General features: G+C 68.9%; 16 protein-coding genes and 1 tRNA gene. 4 read left to right on the top strand and 13 right to left on the bottom strand.

The window, feature by feature from the left end; all coding sequences use genetic code 11:
* Positions 1-9 precede the first annotated feature (9 nt).
* Entirely contained in the window at positions 10-1,446 is a 1,437-nt protein-coding gene (lat, locus tag ABZ664_RS38200; RefSeq protein WP_362521913.1) for an L-lysine 6-transaminase, read from the top strand.
* 47 nt (positions 1,447-1,493) lie between these two features.
* Here the strand turns inward: lat and ABZ664_RS38195 are convergent, their stop codons facing one another.
* The 7 genes from ABZ664_RS38195 to ABZ664_RS38165 all read right to left on the bottom strand — a co-directional run bounded on the left by ABZ664_RS38195 (position 1,494) and on the right by ABZ664_RS38165 (position 8,112).
* The gene (locus ABZ664_RS38195) at positions 1,494-1,748 is read right to left on the bottom strand and encodes a LuxR C-terminal-related transcriptional regulator (protein ID WP_362521911.1); all 255 of its coding nucleotides are present in this window, start codon (positions 1,746-1,748) and stop codon (positions 1,494-1,496) included.
* A gap of 153 nt (positions 1,749-1,901) precedes the next feature.
* A tRNA-His gene (locus ABZ664_RS38190) sits at positions 1,902-1,977 on the bottom strand.
* A gap of 76 nt (positions 1,978-2,053) precedes the next feature.
* Positions 2,054-2,656 carry an oligoribonuclease gene (gene orn / locus ABZ664_RS38185; RefSeq protein WP_350945247.1) on the bottom strand — a complete coding sequence of 201 codons (603 nt, stop codon included), beginning with the start codon at positions 2,654-2,656 and terminating at the stop codon, positions 2,054-2,056.
* A 22-nt stretch (positions 2,657-2,678) separates the two neighbouring features.
* A complete protein-coding gene (locus tag ABZ664_RS38180; RefSeq protein ID WP_362521908.1) occupies positions 2,679-3,821 on the bottom strand; it encodes a DUF2510 domain-containing protein in 1,143 nt (380 codons plus the stop codon).
* A gap of 55 nt (positions 3,822-3,876) precedes the next feature.
* Positions 3,877-5,328, bottom strand: a complete 1,452-nt coding sequence (locus ABZ664_RS38175) for a hypothetical protein (protein WP_362521906.1) — start codon at positions 5,326-5,328, stop codon at positions 3,877-3,879.
* Between the two features lie 34 nt (positions 5,329-5,362).
* Positions 5,363-7,081, bottom strand: a complete 1,719-nt coding sequence (locus tag ABZ664_RS38170; RefSeq protein ID WP_362521904.1) for a serine/threonine-protein kinase — start codon at positions 7,079-7,081, stop codon at positions 5,363-5,365.
* Between the two features lie 356 nt (positions 7,082-7,437).
* Complete coding sequence (locus tag ABZ664_RS38165) at positions 7,438-8,112, bottom strand: pyridoxamine 5'-phosphate oxidase family protein (RefSeq protein ID WP_362521902.1); 675 nt, start codon at positions 8,110-8,112, stop codon at positions 7,438-7,440.
* A 67-nt stretch (positions 8,113-8,179) separates the two neighbouring features.
* On the opposite strand from ABZ664_RS38165, the gene ABZ664_RS38160 reads away from it, so the two are divergent.
* Positions 8,180-9,586 carry a PLP-dependent aminotransferase family protein gene (locus tag ABZ664_RS38160; protein WP_362521900.1) on the top strand — a complete coding sequence of 469 codons (1,407 nt, stop codon included), beginning with the start codon at positions 8,180-8,182 and terminating at the stop codon, positions 9,584-9,586.
* A 129-nt stretch (positions 9,587-9,715) separates the two neighbouring features.
* Here ABZ664_RS38160 and ABZ664_RS38155 read toward each other — a convergent pair whose 3' ends face one another.
* On the bottom strand, positions 9,716-10,798 hold the full coding sequence (locus ABZ664_RS38155; RefSeq protein WP_362521898.1) for a GNAT family N-acetyltransferase: 1,083 nt from the start codon (positions 10,796-10,798) through the stop codon (positions 9,716-9,718).
* A gap of 195 nt (positions 10,799-10,993) precedes the next feature.
* Here ABZ664_RS38155 and ABZ664_RS38150 point away from each other — a divergent pair, with 195 nt between their 5' ends.
* Both ABZ664_RS38150 and ABZ664_RS38145 read left to right on the top strand, forming a co-directional pair.
* Positions 10,994-12,019 carry a phosphotransferase family protein gene (locus tag ABZ664_RS38150; protein ID WP_362521896.1) on the top strand — a complete coding sequence of 342 codons (1,026 nt, stop codon included), beginning with the start codon at positions 10,994-10,996 and terminating at the stop codon, positions 12,017-12,019.
* A 270-nt stretch (positions 12,020-12,289) separates the two neighbouring features.
* The gene (locus tag ABZ664_RS38145; protein ID WP_362521894.1) at positions 12,290-13,672 is read left to right on the top strand and encodes a xylan 1,4-beta-xylosidase; all 1,383 of its coding nucleotides are present in this window, start codon (positions 12,290-12,292) and stop codon (positions 13,670-13,672) included.
* Positions 13,673-13,681: 9 nt separating this feature from the next.
* Here ABZ664_RS38145 and ABZ664_RS38140 read toward each other — a convergent pair whose 3' ends face one another.
* The 5 genes from ABZ664_RS38140 to ABZ664_RS38120 form a co-directional block, all read right to left on the bottom strand.
* The gene (locus tag ABZ664_RS38140) at positions 13,682-13,879 is read right to left on the bottom strand and encodes a DUF397 domain-containing protein (protein WP_362521892.1); all 198 of its coding nucleotides are present in this window, start codon (positions 13,877-13,879) and stop codon (positions 13,682-13,684) included.
* A 9-nt stretch (positions 13,880-13,888) separates the two neighbouring features.
* Positions 13,889-14,731, bottom strand: a complete 843-nt coding sequence (locus ABZ664_RS38135; protein ID WP_362521890.1) for a helix-turn-helix transcriptional regulator — start codon at positions 14,729-14,731, stop codon at positions 13,889-13,891.
* A gap of 556 nt (positions 14,732-15,287) precedes the next feature.
* Entirely contained in the window at positions 15,288-16,139 is an 852-nt protein-coding gene (locus ABZ664_RS38130) for a helix-turn-helix transcriptional regulator (RefSeq protein ID WP_362521888.1), read from the bottom strand.
* Positions 16,140-16,143: 4 nt separating this feature from the next.
* The gene (locus tag ABZ664_RS38125; RefSeq protein WP_362521886.1) at positions 16,144-16,662 is read right to left on the bottom strand and encodes a DUF6879 family protein; all 519 of its coding nucleotides are present in this window, start codon (positions 16,660-16,662) and stop codon (positions 16,144-16,146) included.
* Complete coding sequence (locus ABZ664_RS38120) at positions 16,640-16,864, bottom strand: hypothetical protein (RefSeq protein WP_362521884.1); 225 nt, start codon at positions 16,862-16,864, stop codon at positions 16,640-16,642. The genes ABZ664_RS38125 and ABZ664_RS38120 overlap by 23 nt, the downstream gene beginning before the upstream one ends.
* Positions 16,865-17,298 lie beyond the last annotated feature (434 nt).

The following is a 17,298-nucleotide window of genomic DNA, read 5'->3' as shown; positions in this document are numbered from 1 at the left end:
GGAGGGGACATGGACGTTCATGGCCGTCTCGCCCGTCACCTGCTCGTCGACGGCTATCGGCTCGTACTGGACCTGGAACGGAGCCGGGGGTCCCGGCTCGTCGACGCCCGCACCGGCCGGAGCTACATCGACTTCTACTCCTTCTTCGCCTCGGCCCCGCTCGGGGTGAACCCGTTCGACGACGATCCGGAGTTCCTGGCTCTGCTCGGCAGGGTCGCCGCGAACAAGCCCGCCAACTCCGACCTCTACACCACTCACCTCGCCGACTTCGCCGAGACGTTCGCCCGGGTGCTCGGTGATCCCGAGCTGCCGCACCTGTTCTTCGTGGAAGGCGGCGCCCTCGCCGTGGAGAACGCGCTCAAGTGCGCCTTCGACTGGAAGAGCCGTCTCAACGGCGCGCGGGGGCACTCGCGGGAACTCGGCACCAGGGTCCTCCACCTCACCCGGGCCTTCCACGGGCGCAGCGGCTACACCCTCTCGCTGACGAACACCGACCCGATCAAGACCGACCGCTTCCCGAGGTTCGACTGGCCCAGGATCGAGGTGCCCGCGATCCACCTCGGCGACGTCGAGGCGGCCGAGGAGCGGTCCCTGGCCGCGGCGCGGGCGGCCTTCGAACGCCACCCCCACGACATCGCCTGCTTCATCGCCGAGCCCATTCAGGGAGAGGGCGGCGACAACCACATGCGGGCGGAGTTCCTGCTCGCCATGGAACGGCTCTGCCACGAGCACGACGCCCTCTTCGTCCTGGACGAGGTGCAGACCGGCGCGGGGACCACCGGAACCCCCTGGGCGTACCAGCAGCTGGGCCTGCGTCCCGACGTCGTGGCCTTCGCCAAGAAGGTCCAGGTGGGCGGGATCATGGCGGGCCGCAGGGTGGACACGGTGCCGGGCAACGTGTTCCAGGTCAGCGGCAGGATCAACTCCACCTGGGGCGGCGGGCTGGTCGACATGGTCCGCTCCCGCCGGATGTTGGAGATCGTGGAGCGCGACGGCCTGATCCCGCGTGCGGGAAGGCTCGGCACCGAGCTCCTCGCAGGGCTGGTGGAGATCCAGGAGCGTTTCCCCGACCTGGCGGAGAACGCGCGTGGACGCGGCCTGATGTGCGCCTTCGACCTGCCGGACGCCGTGAAGCGCGATCTCCTGGTGGCCCGCCTGCGGGAGGAGGAGGGCGTGCTCGTCCTGCCCTGCGGAGAGCGGTCGGTACGGTTGCGTCCGGCGCTCTCGATCACCTCGGAGGAGCTGAGGGAGGGCACGTCCGCCATCGCCCGAGCCCTGGAGACGTGTTCCGCCGCCTGCGGCTCACCGCCTGGCCCCGTACTCGCGCACACGGCCCCGGCCGACCCGCAGGGCGGTCGCCGTGGCGTCGAGAGCCTCGCGCCCGTACTCGCGCACGTGACCCCGATCGACACGGGGCCACTGGATCGCGGAGCCGGTCCGCGATGACGCCGCACGTGTGAAGGACGGACCCGAGGGGCCCGTGCCGGCGGGCGCTAGTGGCGCTGCGACTCCTCGTGCGCGGCCCGTTCCAGCCACAGGTCGATCGCGGTGACCCGCGAGTCGACGCCGAGCTTGGCGTATATCCGGTTCACGTGGTTCTTCACGGTTTTCTCGCTCAGGAACAGGTGCTGGGCGATCTGCCCGTTGGAGCGCCCCATCGCGATCAATTCCATGACCTCGGTCTCACGCCTGCTCAGACCCGTAACGGCTCTGGGCTCCGCGTCGAACGGGGCATCGTCGACTCTCATCCGGCCTCCGTGGCTGAAACACGGTCAGGTCGCCGAAACCCCCGGTCCTAACGGCGTTGCGATAGCAGCGAGCATAACCTGCAATATCCACTTTTGGTGGGTAATGGGGCCGGAAATGCGGAACGGCCGGTCCCTAAGGACCGGCCGTTCCGATGGGGTGAGCGAGGGGACTTGAACCCCCGACATCTAGGACCACAACCTAGCGCTCTGCCAACTGAGCTACGCCCACCATCGCCGCCGTGGCAGCACATGAAAAGTGTAGCGGTCTTTGGGAGTCGTTTCGTACCGGGTTTCTCGTGAAACGTTCAAGGCCTGCGCGTGGACACGCTTTCGGCCAACTCCCTCGCGGTGGCGGAATCGGGGCCCGGCTGGGACACGAAGACCGCCGCGCGGTAGTAGCGCAGCTCCCGGATGCTCTCGACGATGTCGGCGAGCGCCCGGTGGCCGCCCTGCTTCTCCGGTGAGGCGAAGTAGACCCGGGGGTACCAGCGGCGGGCCAGTTCCTTCACCGAGGAGACGTCGATCATCCGGTAGTGCAGGAACCCGTCCACGGCGGGCATGTCGCGGGCGAGGAAGGAACGGTCCGTGGAGATGGAGTTGCCGCACAGCGGGGCCTTCTTCGGCTCCCGGATGTGGCCCCTGATGTATTCGAGCACCATGGACTCGGCCTCGGCCAGCGTGACGCCGCCCTCCAGCGCCTCCAGCAGGCCGGAGGCGGTGTGCATCTCCCGCACCACCTCCGACATCTGCTCAAGGGACTCGGGTGGGGGCTTGATGACCACGTCCACCCCCTCGTCAAGCTGGTTCAGCTCGCCGTCGGTGACCACGCAGGCCACCTCGACAAGCGCGTCACGGCCAAGGTCGAGCCCGGTCATCTCACAGTCGATCCAGACCAGCAGGTCACTCATAGCCCTCAGGGTAGTACTCACTTCAGGGCAGCTTGAATGACTTGATCACCTTGTCTACTGCAGATATGTCTAGATTGTCCGGTATGGAGATGTAGGCCAGCGCCGGACGGGTGTTCTCACCACGATCGACGATCAAGAACGCGGCCCGCTCCCGCTTCCACTTCCAGTCGTTGATCTCGGACTGCTCGGAGAAGTCCAGGTCGAAGACGAGCAGCCAGGCGTCCTTGCCGCTCACCTTGACGGCCTTGTCCTCGACGATGTTCCGCTTGTGCGGAGGGCTGTAGAAGGCGGGCTCCACGACCTGCAGCAGCGTCGCGGCGGCCGAACGCAGGCTGCCGACACCCTGGTAGCCGTACTGGTCGGGAAGCTCACCGGTGAGCACGTTGCCGAGCCAGTCGCCGCCCCTGCCGTCGAAGTTCTCCTGGGCGACGGCGATGGCCGCGCTGTTCCAGACGAACCCGAGCCCGCCGCCGACGGTGGGAGGCACCTCCCAGGGCCCCTCGGGCATCTCGAACGACAGGCCGGTCACCGGGTCCGTGACGCGCCCGTCCACCGCCTGGGGCGGCGCGCTTCCCGAGGGTGCGGGCGTCGCCTCGGGAGTCGGCTCGGTGGGCTCCAGGCTCGCCGTGGGGGGTGGTGTCCGGGGCGCGGGAGACCTGCCCGCGGTGTTCGTGCCGTCGGGGTTCATCAGGTACATCGCGGCGACCACGATCACGATCACGAGGATCAGCGCGCCTCCGCCTCCCAGGATCCACGGGAGGGGGCTGCTCTTGCGTGGTGGAGGCCCGGACGGGTAGCCGCCGTGCGGCGGGACGGGCATCTGCGCCGTGTTGCCGTTCGGCGGCCCGCCGCCCCACGGTGGCTGTTCCGTGCCCGCCGACCCGGGGGTGGCCTGCTGGGCCCACTGGCCGGTGGGCCCACCACCGTGCGCCCCTTCCCGCGCGGGAGGCGGGCCCGCCTGCCGGGAGTCGGGCCCCGTCGGGTGCTGCCGGCCCGTCGGGTACTGCTGGAAGGAGGGGCCGGTCCGCGGCCCCTCCGCCGTGCCCTGTCCGGCGGGAACGTCCGCCTGATGGGTGGCGTCGGTCCACTGGTTGCCGTCCCACCACCGCAACAGCGGTGAGCCGTAGGGATCGGGGTACCAGCCGGAGGGGGTCTGCGTGGTCATGGCCGCCAGAGTAGTAAGAACGGCTTTGTGCCGCATTGTGGACCTTGGTGATCAATCATGAACATTTGTAGGCGAAGGTAGCCTTGTCCTGGATCTTCTTCCCCTCGGGTACCGGAGAGAGCAGCATCAGGGTGGCGGTTCCCTTGAAATTTCCCTCTCCCTTGACCGTCCACTCCAGGCTCACCTCGTGCGAGGTCGTCCCGGACGGGATCTGGTCGGTCTGCGCGATCGGCTTCTTACGATCGCTCCGCTTCCACTGGTAGCGCACCTCGCCGCCCGCGCCGTTGGTGGACAGCACGCCGGTGATCTTTACCGTGGTGTCGCACCCCTGCGTCTTCTTCGGGGCGCTGACGTCCACCTTCGTCACCTCCAAAGGCGTCGCCGAACCCCGGAACAGCCAGAGCGCCAGCGCGCCCACGACCATCAGCGCGAGGATCACCGAGGCGAGGATCGTACGGCCGCGTCTGCGGCGCGCGCGGGGGGCCGCGCCCGCGTCGAGCCTGCCGGAGGGCGGTTCGGTCTGCTGCTGGTCCCTTCCGGCCCGCCAGAGCTGGGCTGCCGTGGTCTCGGAAGGCACCCCGGGACCGAACCGCATGACCACCTCCTCGGCCCCCCGCCGGTCACCCCCGGGGGCCCACTCGCCGGTCCCCTGGGCGCGCGGCTCATCGGCCCTCGGGACATGCAGCAGGGTCGCGATCTCCCCCTCGTCCGGGGCCGACCGTACGGGGGCCGCGGGACCGCCCGGCACGGACGCCTCGTGCGCCGGCCACAGGTGCAGGGTCTCCACGAGCCTGTCGCGGGTGGTGAACCCGGACGGCAGCACATCGCGCCCGGCGAGCAGCGCGTCGCGCGCGGAGGCGAGCCCTCTGGTGGAGGCCGTCGCCGCAGCCCTCTCCAGCAGCCCCGCGGCCCCGCGATCGGCCGAGGCCCAGGTCGCGGCGAGCCCTCGGGCGAGCGACGCCCAGGCCGCCACGTCACGTTCCGGTGCGGAAGGGCGGCCGAGAAGGGCATCGGCCAGCCCTCGCCCGGTGAGCAGCGCCGACCCGTCCGAGGCGATCACCACGGTGCCCGGGTGAACCTGTCCGTGGGCGAGCCCGGAGGCGTGCACGGCCAGCAGTGTTTGCGCGGTCTCCACCAGGACGGTGGCCGCGCTGCCCGCGTCGGGCCGGGACGATCCGGGCGAGAAGGCCGGTCCGGCCGAGAGCAGGTCGCCCACCGTCGGATCGACCGGTTCCGAGGTGATCAGCCAGACCTCGTCCCTCGCCGTGATGAGGTCGGCGATCGGGACCAGCCCGGTCACGCCGCTTCGCGCGAGCCCGCGGTCGGCGAGCACGGCCGCGACCAGCCGCTCGCGCGCCGCGGGATCGGCGACCAGTCGCGGGTCGAATCTGAGCGCGCCGACCGGCCGGCCGTCGGGCGCGACGGCCGACGACCAGACTCCCAGGTCGTCCGTCCGGGTACGGCCGGTCAGCCGGAACCCGGCGATGTCTCCGCGATCGGTGCTCATGGGGTGATATTCATGATCGCGATCGTTCCCCTGTCTACCGGCGTCTCCGGTGCCGTCCTGACATGCCGCGCTTGACGGCCAGTGTGAACGGTACGACACCGCTCGTCACCAGGCCCAGTGCGAGAAACGCCGCGGGGGCCGTCTCGACCGGCGGCAAAGGCGAGCTGGAGAGGGTGGGAGGCGGCTCGGTGCCCGGCGATGAGGGGTCCGTCCGGGTGGGGGAGGGGTCCGAGCTGGGGGTCGGCTCCGCCGACGTCCGCGTGGGAGAGGACGTCGGCCGGGTCGGGCGGGTCGTGGGCTGGGTGGGGGCGGTCGTCGGACGGGTCGGGGTGGCCGACGGCGGCGTGGTCGTGGGACGGTCGGGGTCGCGGGGGCCGTCCAGGGTGGTGCTCTCCTCCGGGGTGGGCTCCGTGGACGGCAGCCGCGTCGGGGTCCTCGTCGGCCGGGTGGTGGGCCTCCTGGTGGGCCTCGCCGACGCTGTGGGCGTCGCGGCCGCCGACGTCGCGGTGGGCGCCACGGGCGGAAGACCGGAGGTGGCCGTGATGCTCGGGGTCGGCGTCGGGGTGGGCGTGCCCGCGGACGGAGACTCCTCCACCGGCTCGTCGAGCTCGTCGGGGTCGTCCTCGGGGGCGAGCGTCTCCAGCGGGTCGGAGGGGGAGGGGCTGTGCGAGGTGACGGCACCCTGCGACTGGATCTCCGTGGGGTCGCCGGAGCCGACCAGCACCGCGGTCAGCCCGCCGATCACCGCGATGCAACCGACGCCGACGAGGATCTTGATGCCCAGCCTGCTGACCGAGGAGGTTCTCGTCCCGCCGAGGTCGCCGCCGTCGAGCTCGGTCATGGCCAGCGAGGTGTCGGCTCCGGGGACGGGCACCTCCATCGGGAACATCCCGGCGAGTAGCCCGGCGACCGCGGCCAGGCGACGCCGGCCGCGGTCCTGCCAGTCGGGGCCGTAGGCCTCGGCGGCCACCGCCTCGAGTTCGGTGAGGAACGCGCTCGCGGTCGGCGGCCGGTCGGCGGGGTGCTTGGCCAGGCCGCGCTCGACCAGCCCCTGCAGGGCGGAGGGCACCTCCTCGACCGGAGGCGGCATGACCTGGTGCTGGCGGGCCAGCGCGGCGACGTTCGTGGCGCGGAAGGGGCGGGTGCCGGTCAGGCATTCGAAGAACACGACGGTGGCGGCGTAGACGTCGGTGGCGGGTCCCGCGGGCCCGCCCACCCACTGCTCGGGGGCCATGTAGGGCGGCGTGCCCGCCGGGAGGTCGCCGTCGCCGGAACGGACCGCGATGCCGAAGTCGACGAGCTTGCTCCTCCCGTCGGCCTCCACCATCACGTTCTCCGGCTTGAAGTCGCGATGCACCACGCCCGCCGAGTGCGCGGAGGCGAGCCCCAGGAGCGAGCCCTTGAGCACGAGCAGCGCCGCCTCGGGACCGGTCGGCCCCTCGGAGCGCAGCAGCGCGCGCAGGGGGACGCCGTTGATCAGCTCCATGACGATGGCCGCGCCGTCGCCGGTCTCGACGTAGTCGTACAGCCGGGCGGAGTGCGGGCTGCTCAGGGCGTTGAGCAGCCTCGCCTCGTGCCGGAAGCGCGCCACGAACCCGACGTCGCTCCTGAGCTCGTCGGACAGATACTTGATCGCGACCATGATGTCGTCGGCGTCGTGCCGAGCCATCACCACACGCCCGGCCGCACCGGCGCCCAACTCGCGGATCTCGGTGTATCCGGGGACTCGCCAGGCCGATGGCGTGCCGTACATAACGGTCTCCTCAGTTGTCTGGGCCCCCACCCATAACAGACGGACCGCAGCTTAGCGATAGATAACAGCATTCCGCTCATTAACCGTGGATCAGTCTCACAGGATGGGGCTGATCAGTGGTTATTCACCGCGGCCGGCCCGGCCAGGCAGCCTTGGTGGCAGGACCGAAATCCCGGTTGATCCCCGTTTTCGGTGCTACGCCGCGGTTCACCGTCGGCCTCGCGACGGCCCGCCGGGCGCGGGCGACCTTCGCCTCCGCCGACGCGGTGGAGGAGCCGGTCGCCGGTGCCGGCGGCGATGCGGGTGCGGGGGCGGACAGGGAAGGCTTTCGAAGCGCTCCCCACGGGCTAAACGGGCTAAAGCGGAGGGTTCACGCCCGGCATCTCCGACGGGGCGGGCATGGTCCTCGACGTGATGTGCTCGGGCACGGCCAGGTCCACGGTGAGGGCGGGGTCGGGCTCGGGGGCTCCCCAGGACTGGTGAAGCGGCAGGACCCCGGCCCAGATCGGCAGCTCGTAGTCCTCGTCCTCGTCGACCGGCGGGCCCTGGCGCACCTTCACCGACGCCTCCTCAAGGGACAGGGCGAGCACCATGGTCGCGGCGAGCTCCTTGCGGGTGGGCTTGCGGGCGGCCTCCCACTGGCCGGGGGCGAGCTGCTCGGTGATCGCCCGCAGCGCGGCGAGGTGCTCCTCGGGGTCCTCCACCCGGCGGACGTGGCCGTAGACCATGGCGCAGCGGTAGTTGACCGAGTGGTTGAAGGACGAGCGGGCCAGCACGATGCCGTCCAGGTGGGTCACCGTGACGCAGACCTCGTCCGCGTCGCGCAGGGAGGTCGCGCCGGTGGAACCGTGCAGGTAGAGGGTGTCGTCTATCCGGCCGTAACCGGTGGGTACGACCATGGGGAAGCCTCGGCTCACGACGCCCAGGTGGCAGACCAGTCCGGCGTCCAGCACCGCGTACAGGTCCGCACGGGAGGTCCTGGCCTTGTCCTTCGCGCGGTTGAGGGTGGTACGGGGAGTCGTAGAGAGCATGACCCTAACCTAGAAAGAAGTGGATACCGAGAACACGTCCACTCTAATGCTCTTACAGGAGACCACTTTGCCACGCCCTTCCGTCGACCTGCCTGTCTCGGTGGACCGTGAGGCGGGCACGGCGCTCGCCGTCCAGCTCGGCGACAGCCTCAGGGACGCCATGCGCGGCGGCGCCCTCACCTCGGGGGAGCGCCTGCCCTCCACCCGCGCCCTCGCCCGCCAGCTCGCGGTGAGCCGCACCGTCGTCACCGAGGCCTACCAGCAGCTGTACGCGGAGGGCTGGGTCGAAGGACGCCACGGCTCCGGCACCTACGTGGCCGAGATGGCGTTTCCCGCCGTGGGGGAGAAGGGGCGGCGGGCCCCCGTCCCCGTCCCGGTCGAAGGGGACGACCACGGGGGGTGGAGCGGCTACCGGAGCGAGAGCGGGCGGGGCGTGATCGACCTGCGCCCGGGGCGGCCGTGGGTCCACGACTACGACAGGGCGGCCTGGCGCAGGGCCTGGCGGAGAGCGGCCGACCTGCCGCCGGTGAGCGACCCCGACCCGCGCGGCCTGCCGAGGCTGCGCGCCGCGCTGGCCGAGCACCTCCGCAGGACCAGGGCCATCCCCGTCGGACCGGAGAACGTGATGGTCACCCGGGGCACCGGCAACGGGCTCGACCTGGTCGCCGCCACCCTTCTACGGCCCGGTGACCGGGCGGGCGTGGAGGAACCGGGCTACCGCGTCGCCAGGAACGTCTTCGCGGGGCGGGGCGCCGAGATCGTGCCCTGCCCGGTCGACGAGGACGGTGTCGTCGTGGACGGACTCCCCGGCGACCTGCGCGTCCTGCACACCACCCCCGCCCACCAGTACCCCCTCGGCGGGCGCCTGCCCATCCCGCGCAGGGAGCGCCTCCTCGCCTGGGCCCGCCGCACCGGCGCGATCGTCGTGGAGGACGACTACGACGCCGAGTTCCGCTACGACGTCGCCCCGCTGCCCGCCCTTTACGGCCTCGACCCCGCGTCGGTGGTGCTGCTGGGCAGCCTGAGCAAGATCCTGACGCCGGACATCGGCGTCGGCTGGCTGGTCGCCCGCCAGAGCCTCGTCGAAGCCCTCGCCGTGACCAGGGACGCCCTCGCCGACCGCACGAGCGGTCCGGCACAGCAGGCGGTGGCGGTGCTTCTGGAGAAGGGGGATCTGGACCGGCACCTGCGCCGGACGCGTCTGGAGTACGCGCGCCGCCGCGCCGTGGTCGTCGAGATCCTCGGTCCCAGGGTCATGGGCGACACCGCGGGCCTGCACGTCATGGTGGAGTTGCCCGAGCACACGGTCGCGCCCCTGGTCGAGGCCGCCCGTGCCCGGGGGGTGCTGCTCGACTCGATGGCCCGCCACTACCACGGTCCGCGGCTGCGGCACGGACTGGTGATCGGCTACGGCTCCGCGTCGCGAGCCGACGTCAGGCGGGGCGTCTCGGTGGTCGCCGAACTGATCGGTTGACCGGCCTTTCGAGTGGGTGGGCCGACCGGCCGTCAGGGGAGGGCGGACGGACCGTGTGATCGGCCGCCCGAACCCGAAGGGCGGGTGCCGCCGTGGCGTGGGACCGTTCCCAAACCACGGCGGGACGGATCACGCCTGTATGGACGTCCGCAGGCGGCCGTACGTCTTGAGCGCGCGGTCGGCGGTGGTGCGCAGGAGCGGGCTCGCCAGGACCGTGCCACGTGCCTTGCGTACCGGTACCCGCAGCATCCAGTGGACCCCGGCGCCGGGGCTCAGCCTGGCGATCCTGCCCTCGGCGACCTCGTACTCGCCGTTCTTGAGCTTCTCCTTGTACTCCTTCTCGCCGCGGCCCATGTCGATGACCTGGATTCCGGCGTCGGCGGCCTTCTCGGCCATGGCGAGGTGGTGGATCAGGCCGGGGGAGTACTTCGCGAAGGCGGTGTCGTAGGCGGGGAACCAGCCCGCGAGGGTCGTGCCGGTGCGCAGCCCGAAGTGCCCGGCGACCGGCCGCCCGTCCGCGTACAGCATGTCGAGGACCCCGCCGAAGTGCTCGGTGTCGGTGGCGAGGAAGCGTTCGACCAGCTCCACGATCCACGGCTTGGCGAACCTGTCGGTGCGGCCGGTGCGGCGGTACTGCTCGGTCTTCCAGCCGAGCAGCGTGCGCAGCGGCGCCAGGTCGGTGGTGGCGTAGTCGTGCCGGAGCGGCCCGACGTCGCGCTGGAGCTTGCGGCTCTTGTACGCCGTCGAGCGGTAGGTCTTGCCGGAGGTCACCTTGATCGTCTCGATGTACGAGTCGTGGCCGTCACGCAGGTCGATGATCGGCGAGGGGTGCCTGCTGTGTCCCGCCTGAAGCAGTGGCTGCCCGGAGACCAGGTGGTCGAACTCGTAGACGGCGAGGCCGCACGCTCTGATCAGCCGCTGCGCGTCGATCTCCACGTCCTTGGCGTGCACCAGTCCCTGCGCGTCGGTCAGGCCCGCGGCGACGGGCATGCCGATGCCCATCGGGTGGCGCTCGAAGGGGAAGAATCCCACCGTGTCCGTCCCGTCGTGCAGCACCGCTACCCGGACGCGTTCCTGGAGCGCGCCGACGGTCACGGTGAACTCCGGCGACAGGAACGGGGTGTCGAAGGCGGGGTCGGCGCTCTGAAGGACTCTCCATCGGTCGATGTCGGCCGGTCCAAGATCACGGGGCTGAACAACTGAGACGCGCATGAGCTCCTACTGGGATGTGCGGGGTCCCCTACGTCATCCCGAAGGATGCCGTAAAGCTCAAGCATGCTGGTAGGGACGTAATGTAACGATAAAGGACGGAACTGAGGGCAGGCTGTGTGCATCGCAACGTTTCGGAATCTCATTGAAAGACCCCGGCTGGCGCCGCCGGCCCGAGTGACGTTCTAATTAGTGGCTATGAGCACCCCTGGCATCGACTGGTCACACCTTGTCGGATGGATCGCGGCCAATGTCCCCGGCATCGGTGAGCCTACCGGGGTCTCCCTGATCACGGGCGGCAGATCCAACCTGACGTACGTCGTGGAGACCCCCGAACGCCGGCTGGTGCTGCGCCGCCCGCCGCTGGGGCACGTACTGCCGACCGCCCACGACATGAGGCGCGAGTGGCGGGTGATCTCGGCGCTCGCGCCGACCTCCGTCCCCGTGCCCGAGCCGGTCGCCTTCTGCGAGGACCCCGGGGTGATCGGGGCGCCCTTCTACCTCATGGGACACGTGGACGGCGTGGCCGTGCGGACCCAGGAGGACGCCTGGGCACTCACCCCCGGGCAGACGCGGCGGCTGTCGGAGCGCCTGGCCGAGGTGCTCGCCTCGATCCACGCCGTCGACTACGAAAGGGCGGGGCTGGGGGACTTCGGGCGTCCCGAGGGATACATGGCCCGCCAGCTGGAGCGCTGGGGGCAGCAGTGGGAGCGGTCGAAGACCGCCGAACTGCCCGCGTACGACCGCCTGGTGGCCCGCCTGCGCGAGCGCCTGCCCGCGCGGTCCGCCTCGACGCTCGTCCACGGCGACTACCGGCTCGACAACACGCTCGTGCGGCTGTCCCCGGATCCCGACATCCTCGCCGTCGTCGACTGGGAGATGTCCACGCTCGGCGATCCCCTCGCCGATCTCGGCCTCACCCTCACCTACTGGCAGGACCCCGGCGACGAGGAGCGCGCCTCGGTCCCGGTCGCGGCGGGCGTCACCGTGGCCCCCGGCTTCCTCACCGCCCGCGAGTTCGCCGCCCACTACGCGAAGGTCTCCGGCGCGGACCTGTCCGACCTGGACTTCTACGTGGCCTTCGGCAACTACAAACTCGCCGTCATCGTGGAGGGCATCCACGCCAGGTTCAAGCAGGGCAAGACCGTCGGCGAGGGCTTCGAGGAGATCGGCGCCGCCGTTCCCACGCTCGTCGAGCGGGCTTTGCGGGTCCTGGGAGACTGACCGACAGCTCACCACGTATTTAGCGGGTCCCCGGAGACTCACCGACAGGTCCGCTCGCAGGGGGCCCGCGGTCGCCGGGCCCGGCGACGGCCCGGCGGCTGGAGAGCGGGCGGGAACTACGGTAGAAGTTTCAAGCGTTGTGCAAGCCACCCTGGATACGCTGACGGCATGGCCGGTAACGCTTGCCTGTGAACCATGCCGAGGCACCGTCACGGTCCGCTGCCGCTGTGGAACGCTACATTCGTTGACCTGCGAGGATTGAGGAATTCGGTGATACCGACTAACGGACGGCACCAGCGACGGCGCCCGGCCTGGCCGGTCGCACTGGGAGCCATGGTCGTGACGGTGGTGCTCGTGGTCGGCATCATCGCCTACGCCGCGAAGCCGGACGTTCCCCGCGGACAGGCCATGACCGCGGCTCCGACGGAGCCGGCACCCGTGCTGGAGTCGCCCCCCTCCCTTGAGGAGTGGCCGCGTTGGGGCATCACCCACACGGAGTTCAGCGCCGACAACGAGGGCAGTGACGTCACCGAGGCCGCCTCCCACATGCTGAGCCGGGTCCCGATGCTGCAGAACCAGCACATCATGGGCTGGGGCGCGGGCAATCCCGAGCCTGCGCCGGGTAAGAACGACTTCCGCGACCTCGACCGCAGGGTGAGACTCATGGCCGGCTCCGAGGCCGTCCCGATCATCACGCTGTGCTGCGCGCCCGACTGGATGAAGGGCGGCAGCTCCGGCAGGACCGACTGGACGCAACTGGAGACCGCACCCCGGCGCGAGCACTTCGACGACTACGCCAGGCTCGCCGTGACCGTCGCCAAGCGCTACCCCACCGTCAAGCACTTCATGGTCTGGAACGAGCTGAAGGGATTCTGGAACACCCCCCAGAACCGCTGGGACATCGAGGGCTACACCGAGCTGTACAACAAGGTCTACGCCGCGCTGAAGGCCGTCGACAAGGACATCAAGGTCGGCGGCCCCTACGTTTCCGTCGGCAGCACCACCGTCCCCGAGCGGGGTGCGGAGATCCAGGGACCGTGGGGGAGCATCGTCCAGCGCGACCTGGAGGCGGTCAGCTACTGGATCGAGAACAAGGACGGCGCCGACTTCATCGTCGTCGACGGAGCCTCGGTCACGAAGGAGGCGGGGGCCTTCCCCGACGAGTTCACCGCCCTGGGCAAGTTCGGCGCCCTCACCAGGTGGCTCCAGGAGAAGAGCGGAAACCTGCCGGTCTGGTGGGCCGAATGGTACGTCGAACCCACCAACAGCGACTGGGAGGAGGATCGCCGCATCGCCGTCCACACGGCCGCGATGATGGAGTTCGCCACCAGCGGCGTCACCACCTCGCTCTTCTGGAACCCTCAGCGCAAGTCCATTAACGCGAACCAGGCGTGCCCCGGCTGCCTGTGGCATCCGACCACCGGCGTCGAGATGCCCATGGCGGGCATCATGAGCGGCTTCACCAAGTGGTTCCCCCTCGGGGTCACGCTGGAGACGGTCACCTCATCCAACACGCAGGTGCGGGTCCTGGCCCAGGAGCGCCAGCTCGTGATGGTCAACACCACCGACGCGCCCGTCACCACCGTCGTGGACGGCAAGGAGTTCCAGCTCAGGCCGTACGAGGTCAGATGGAGCGACCGCACCGGAGCCTAGGCGGCGCGCCTAGTCGAACTCGCCGTCCCTGACGCCGCCGATGAAGGTGTTCCACTGCTCCGGGGTGAATCTCAGGACGGGGCCGTCGGGGTTCTTGGAGTCCCGTACGGCCTGACCGCCGCCGGGAAGGGGCGCGACCTCGACACAGTTGTCGCCCGAGCCGGAACAAGAACTCTTTCGCCACGTGAAGGGCTGGGGGAGATTCATGATTACCTCTTAACGGAGCTGATCTACCAGGTTGGACAGGTATGCCACGGACGAGTCTGGGCCGAGTGCGGACGAGCGTATGAGATCGAAGAGAAGCCTGTAGTGCTCAAGCTCTTCGGAAGTCTCCAGGTATAGGTCACTTGTCGCGGTCTCAATATAAACAATGCTCGGATCATTCTGATCCGGGAAATTCAATATGGTGAATGCGCCGTCCATGGCGGCATGGGCTCCGGTCGAGTCTGGTAGAACTTGCAGGTAGATGTTTGGCCTGGCACTCATTTCGATGATATGCCGCAACTGCTGGCACATCACCGACGGACTACCCACCGTTTTGGTCAGTGCGGCTTCATCGATCACAGCCCACAGTGTAGGTGGGGTCTCGCTGTGCAGGACGGCTTGCCTCGCCAGTCGCGCCTCTACACGGCGACGAATTTGGGCATCCTCCATCACCCGGCCACCCTTGAACATCGCCGTGGCGTAATCCTCGGTCTGAAGCAGACCGGGTACGCGGAGATCCTCGTAGGTGTTGATCAAAGATGTCTCTGCTTCGAATCCAGCTAGAGAACCACGCCAAATGTCTTGATAGTTGGCCCACCACCCCTTCTCGCGTGACTGGCGAGCCAGCGTCAGGACAGCCTCGCGTTGTGCTGGGTCCGTTACCGAGTACAGGTCCAGAAGAGCCCGAATGTTCCCCAGGTCGGGCCTGGTCCACTTGTTGGCCTCCATTTTGTTGAGGCGACCGCGTGACCATTCCAATCGACGTCCTGCCTCTTCGACGCTGAGCCCCGTCCGTTCGCGAAGGCGGATGAGTTCGGCGGATAGACGGCGTCGGCGGACTGTGGGACTCGCCATGATTCCCTCTCTTGTTTCGAAAATAGGACATTTTATCGCATTGAAACTATCGCCTTGAAAGTATCTATGCGATCAGTCACTATCAAGAGAGTACTCGTAACCCTGCGTGAGAGGGGGTGGTTGTGGGCGATCGCGAGCAGCGCATAGAGAGCACCTCGGCCGTCCACGCGCGTGGCGTGCCGTCCATCGAGATCGAGGCAGGGAAGATCCACGGCGGACCTTTGCTCATGATTCAGGTCGACGATCGATATACCTGCGGCCTGTCTGGCACGCGGCCGGATGCACCCGACGTGTGGCCTGGTTACAGGCGCTCGTTTCTGCAGCAACGAACGTAAAAAATTTCCGGCGTCCTCGGGCATGGTGACGCAACCACCAGCCCGAGGACTGGATCAGGAACACGGACGACGTACTTCCGGCAGGAGTCGTCGAACAGATCACCGCGCCGGTCGCCCATGTCTGGGTCGACGTGCTGTGCAACCCGTCCTGCCCGCCGGGCGGCCATAAGCCGTACCCGAGCTGAGGACGACGTCACCGTGCCGGGCGGTCCTGGGGCCAGTCAGTCGTCCAGGGCGGCCACCGCCGACGTGATGAGGTTGCGGGCCGCCTTGCCGTACACCGCGAGCTCCGCCATCTTCGTGAACACCTTGCCGTACATGGCGATCTCGTGGGGCTGCGTGATCCTCAGATGCCCCGACACCAGTTCCACGGTGACCTCATCGTCGTCGAACATGAAGAACGACTCCGTGGGCCACATGCGGGAGCGGTCGGCCCCGAGGGGGATGATGCCGAGCGACACGGACGGCATCGCGCTCGCGGTGAGCAGGTGACCGAGCTGGGCGGCCATCACCTCACCGCCACCGATGGGAGCGCGGAGAACGCTCTCCTCCAGCGTGACCGCGAATCGATGGTCGCCCTCCTGGACCACCCGCTGCTTGTCCAGGCGCACCTGTACTGCCTCGGTCACGTCGTCGGGGAGATTCCGGCGCAGCATGAGCGCCGTGAGCACCGCCGCTATGTAGGGGCCGGTCTGCAACGGCCCCGGGATCAGCTTGGATGAGTAAATTCGGAATTGCCGTGTCCGCTCCCACAGAGGAAGCACCGCCTCTTGAGCCTGGCGCAGCCCGTTGCGTTCCATGTGTCGCCACTCGACGAACATGCCCTCGATCGTCTCCAGCGAGGCCACCAGTTCGTTCGTCTGCTCCGGCGCACCGCAGCAGCGACACCAGATGCGGATGTCGGCCGTGGCCGGGCGCCGGCGGGCATGCTCGATGCGGCTCACCTTTGAGGCGTGCCAGCCTGCCAGCCGCGCGAGATCACGACCGGACAGGCCGGCTTCTTGCCGAAGGTGGCGGAGTCTCGCCGCCAGGAGTTCGAGCGCCTGCTGAGCGCTGGAGGACGTCGGGCGCACGGGCTCAGGCCGGCCGATAGTCCTCGTGCGGGGTGGCACGCTGCCATACGGCCTCGAATGCCTCCGCCTGCTGCTTGACCACGATGGGATCGGTGATGAGCTCCTCTCCCACCTTGTCGCCCACCCCGCTGAAGTAATGAACGAGCAGCGTGCTGCCGTCGAACAGCCAGAAGTCGTTCGCGGGCAACATCAGGTCCGTGGCCTTTCGGCGGGGCAGCCATCGCACATGCTCCCCTGCCCGTATGTTCGGGACGGTGACGTCGTACTCGTACTGGATATAGGGGCTGATCGGCTCCGATACGACGCGCGCTCGCTGCACTTCAACGCCCCGGCTTACAGCATCGACGATGTTCTGCAGCCATGGCCGCCACCACGAGGAACGGTCATCCAGGTCGATCCTGTGCCCGGATTGCCAGGCGCTGAGGCCGGGATCGTTCAGGGTGTAGCCGTCGCGCATCTCCAGGTGCCAGGCAGAGCGCTGACAGGCGGCCAGGAGTTGCTTAAGCGTTGCTGCTGCCGCCACCGGTTACCTCCGGGAAGAACTGCATCATGCGCTTGGGGAAGCGGATCAACGTTTCGCCCTCGGGCATGTCGCCCACATGCTGGAGAGTGGCGGTGTCGGTGATGGTGAAGCCCTGCAGGATGTAGTCGTCGCCGTCCTCCCAGACGGTTGGCGAGTCGCCGTCGGGGCTGTCGGGATCCTTGCCGAGGAACCGGAGTGCCATGGGATGCCTCCCGCTGGGGATGGAGTGCCTGTGTGCCGTAGCTTGCGCCCGGTCGTGCTCTGACCTCAACACGATTGCCAGAAATTGCCAATCGCCATCCGCTTTGACGCGGTACGGGCTTGGCGCGCGCAAGGTGCGGCAACAACATTGAGCTGCTCAGACCGGCATCAATACCTTGCCGGCATGGACAGTTACGGGTCCGCAACCCCACATCGCACACCGGTCCGGGCGTCACGATCAGACCATGGCCAGATGCGGGCCGCAGACGATTGAGCACGAATGGCAGGAGCAGGAGCCCACGTTCGAGTGGGAGCCGTACACGCCGTCCGGCGGCATACTTGAGGTTCCCCCGGTTTCCCGGAGAGTTTCCTATGTGGTTTCGGTCAGCTCGGTGTGGCTGCTGACGGTGTCGGGTAGATCGTGTTGTCGGGCGT

Origin of the sequence: Streptosporangium sp. NPDC006930, from assembly GCF_040635605.1 — a bacterium.
GTDB lineage: Bacteria > Actinomycetota > Actinomycetes > Streptosporangiales > Streptosporangiaceae > Streptosporangium.
This window is presented reverse-complemented; position numbering and strand designations above follow the sequence as displayed.

What these genes read in the sequence shown, in the direction of transcription:
- ABZ664_RS38180 (WP_362521908.1), bottom strand. Translation starts at nt 3,821, where the DNA reads ATGACCACGCAGACCCCCTCCGGCTGGTACCCCGATCCCTACGGCTCA.
- ABZ664_RS38170 (WP_362521904.1), bottom strand. Translation starts at nt 7,081, where the DNA reads ATGTACGGCACGCCATCGGCCTGGCGAGTCCCCGGATACACCGAGATC.
- lat (WP_362521913.1), top strand. Translation starts at nt 10, where the DNA reads ATGGACGTTCATGGCCGTCTCGCCCGTCACCTGCTCGTCGACGGCTAT.
- ABZ664_RS38120 (WP_362521884.1), bottom strand. Translation starts at nt 16,864, where the DNA reads ATGGCACTCCGGTTCCTCGGCAAGGATCCCGACAGCCCCGACGGCGAC.
- ABZ664_RS38150 (WP_362521896.1), top strand. Translation starts at nt 10,994, where the DNA reads ATGAGCACCCCTGGCATCGACTGGTCACACCTTGTCGGATGGATCGCG.
- ABZ664_RS38135 (WP_362521890.1), bottom strand. Translation starts at nt 14,731, where the DNA reads ATGGCGAGTCCCACAGTCCGCCGACGCCGTCTATCCGCCGAACTCATC.
- ABZ664_RS38195 (WP_362521911.1), bottom strand. Translation starts at nt 1,748, where the DNA reads ATGAGAGTCGACGATGCCCCGTTCGACGCGGAGCCCAGAGCCGTTACG.
- ABZ664_RS38155 (WP_362521898.1), bottom strand. Translation starts at nt 10,798, where the DNA reads ATGCGCGTCTCAGTTGTTCAGCCCCGTGATCTTGGACCGGCCGACATC.
- ABZ664_RS38165 (WP_362521902.1), bottom strand. Translation starts at nt 8,112, where the DNA reads ATGCTCTCTACGACTCCCCGTACCACCCTCAACCGCGCGAAGGACAAG.
- orn (WP_350945247.1), bottom strand. Translation starts at nt 2,656, where the DNA reads ATGAGTGACCTGCTGGTCTGGATCGACTGTGAGATGACCGGGCTCGAC.
- ABZ664_RS38175 (WP_362521906.1), bottom strand. Translation starts at nt 5,328, where the DNA reads ATGAGCACCGATCGCGGAGACATCGCCGGGTTCCGGCTGACCGGCCGT.
- ABZ664_RS38140 (WP_362521892.1), bottom strand. Translation starts at nt 13,879, where the DNA reads ATGAATCTCCCCCAGCCCTTCACGTGGCGAAAGAGTTCTTGTTCCGGC.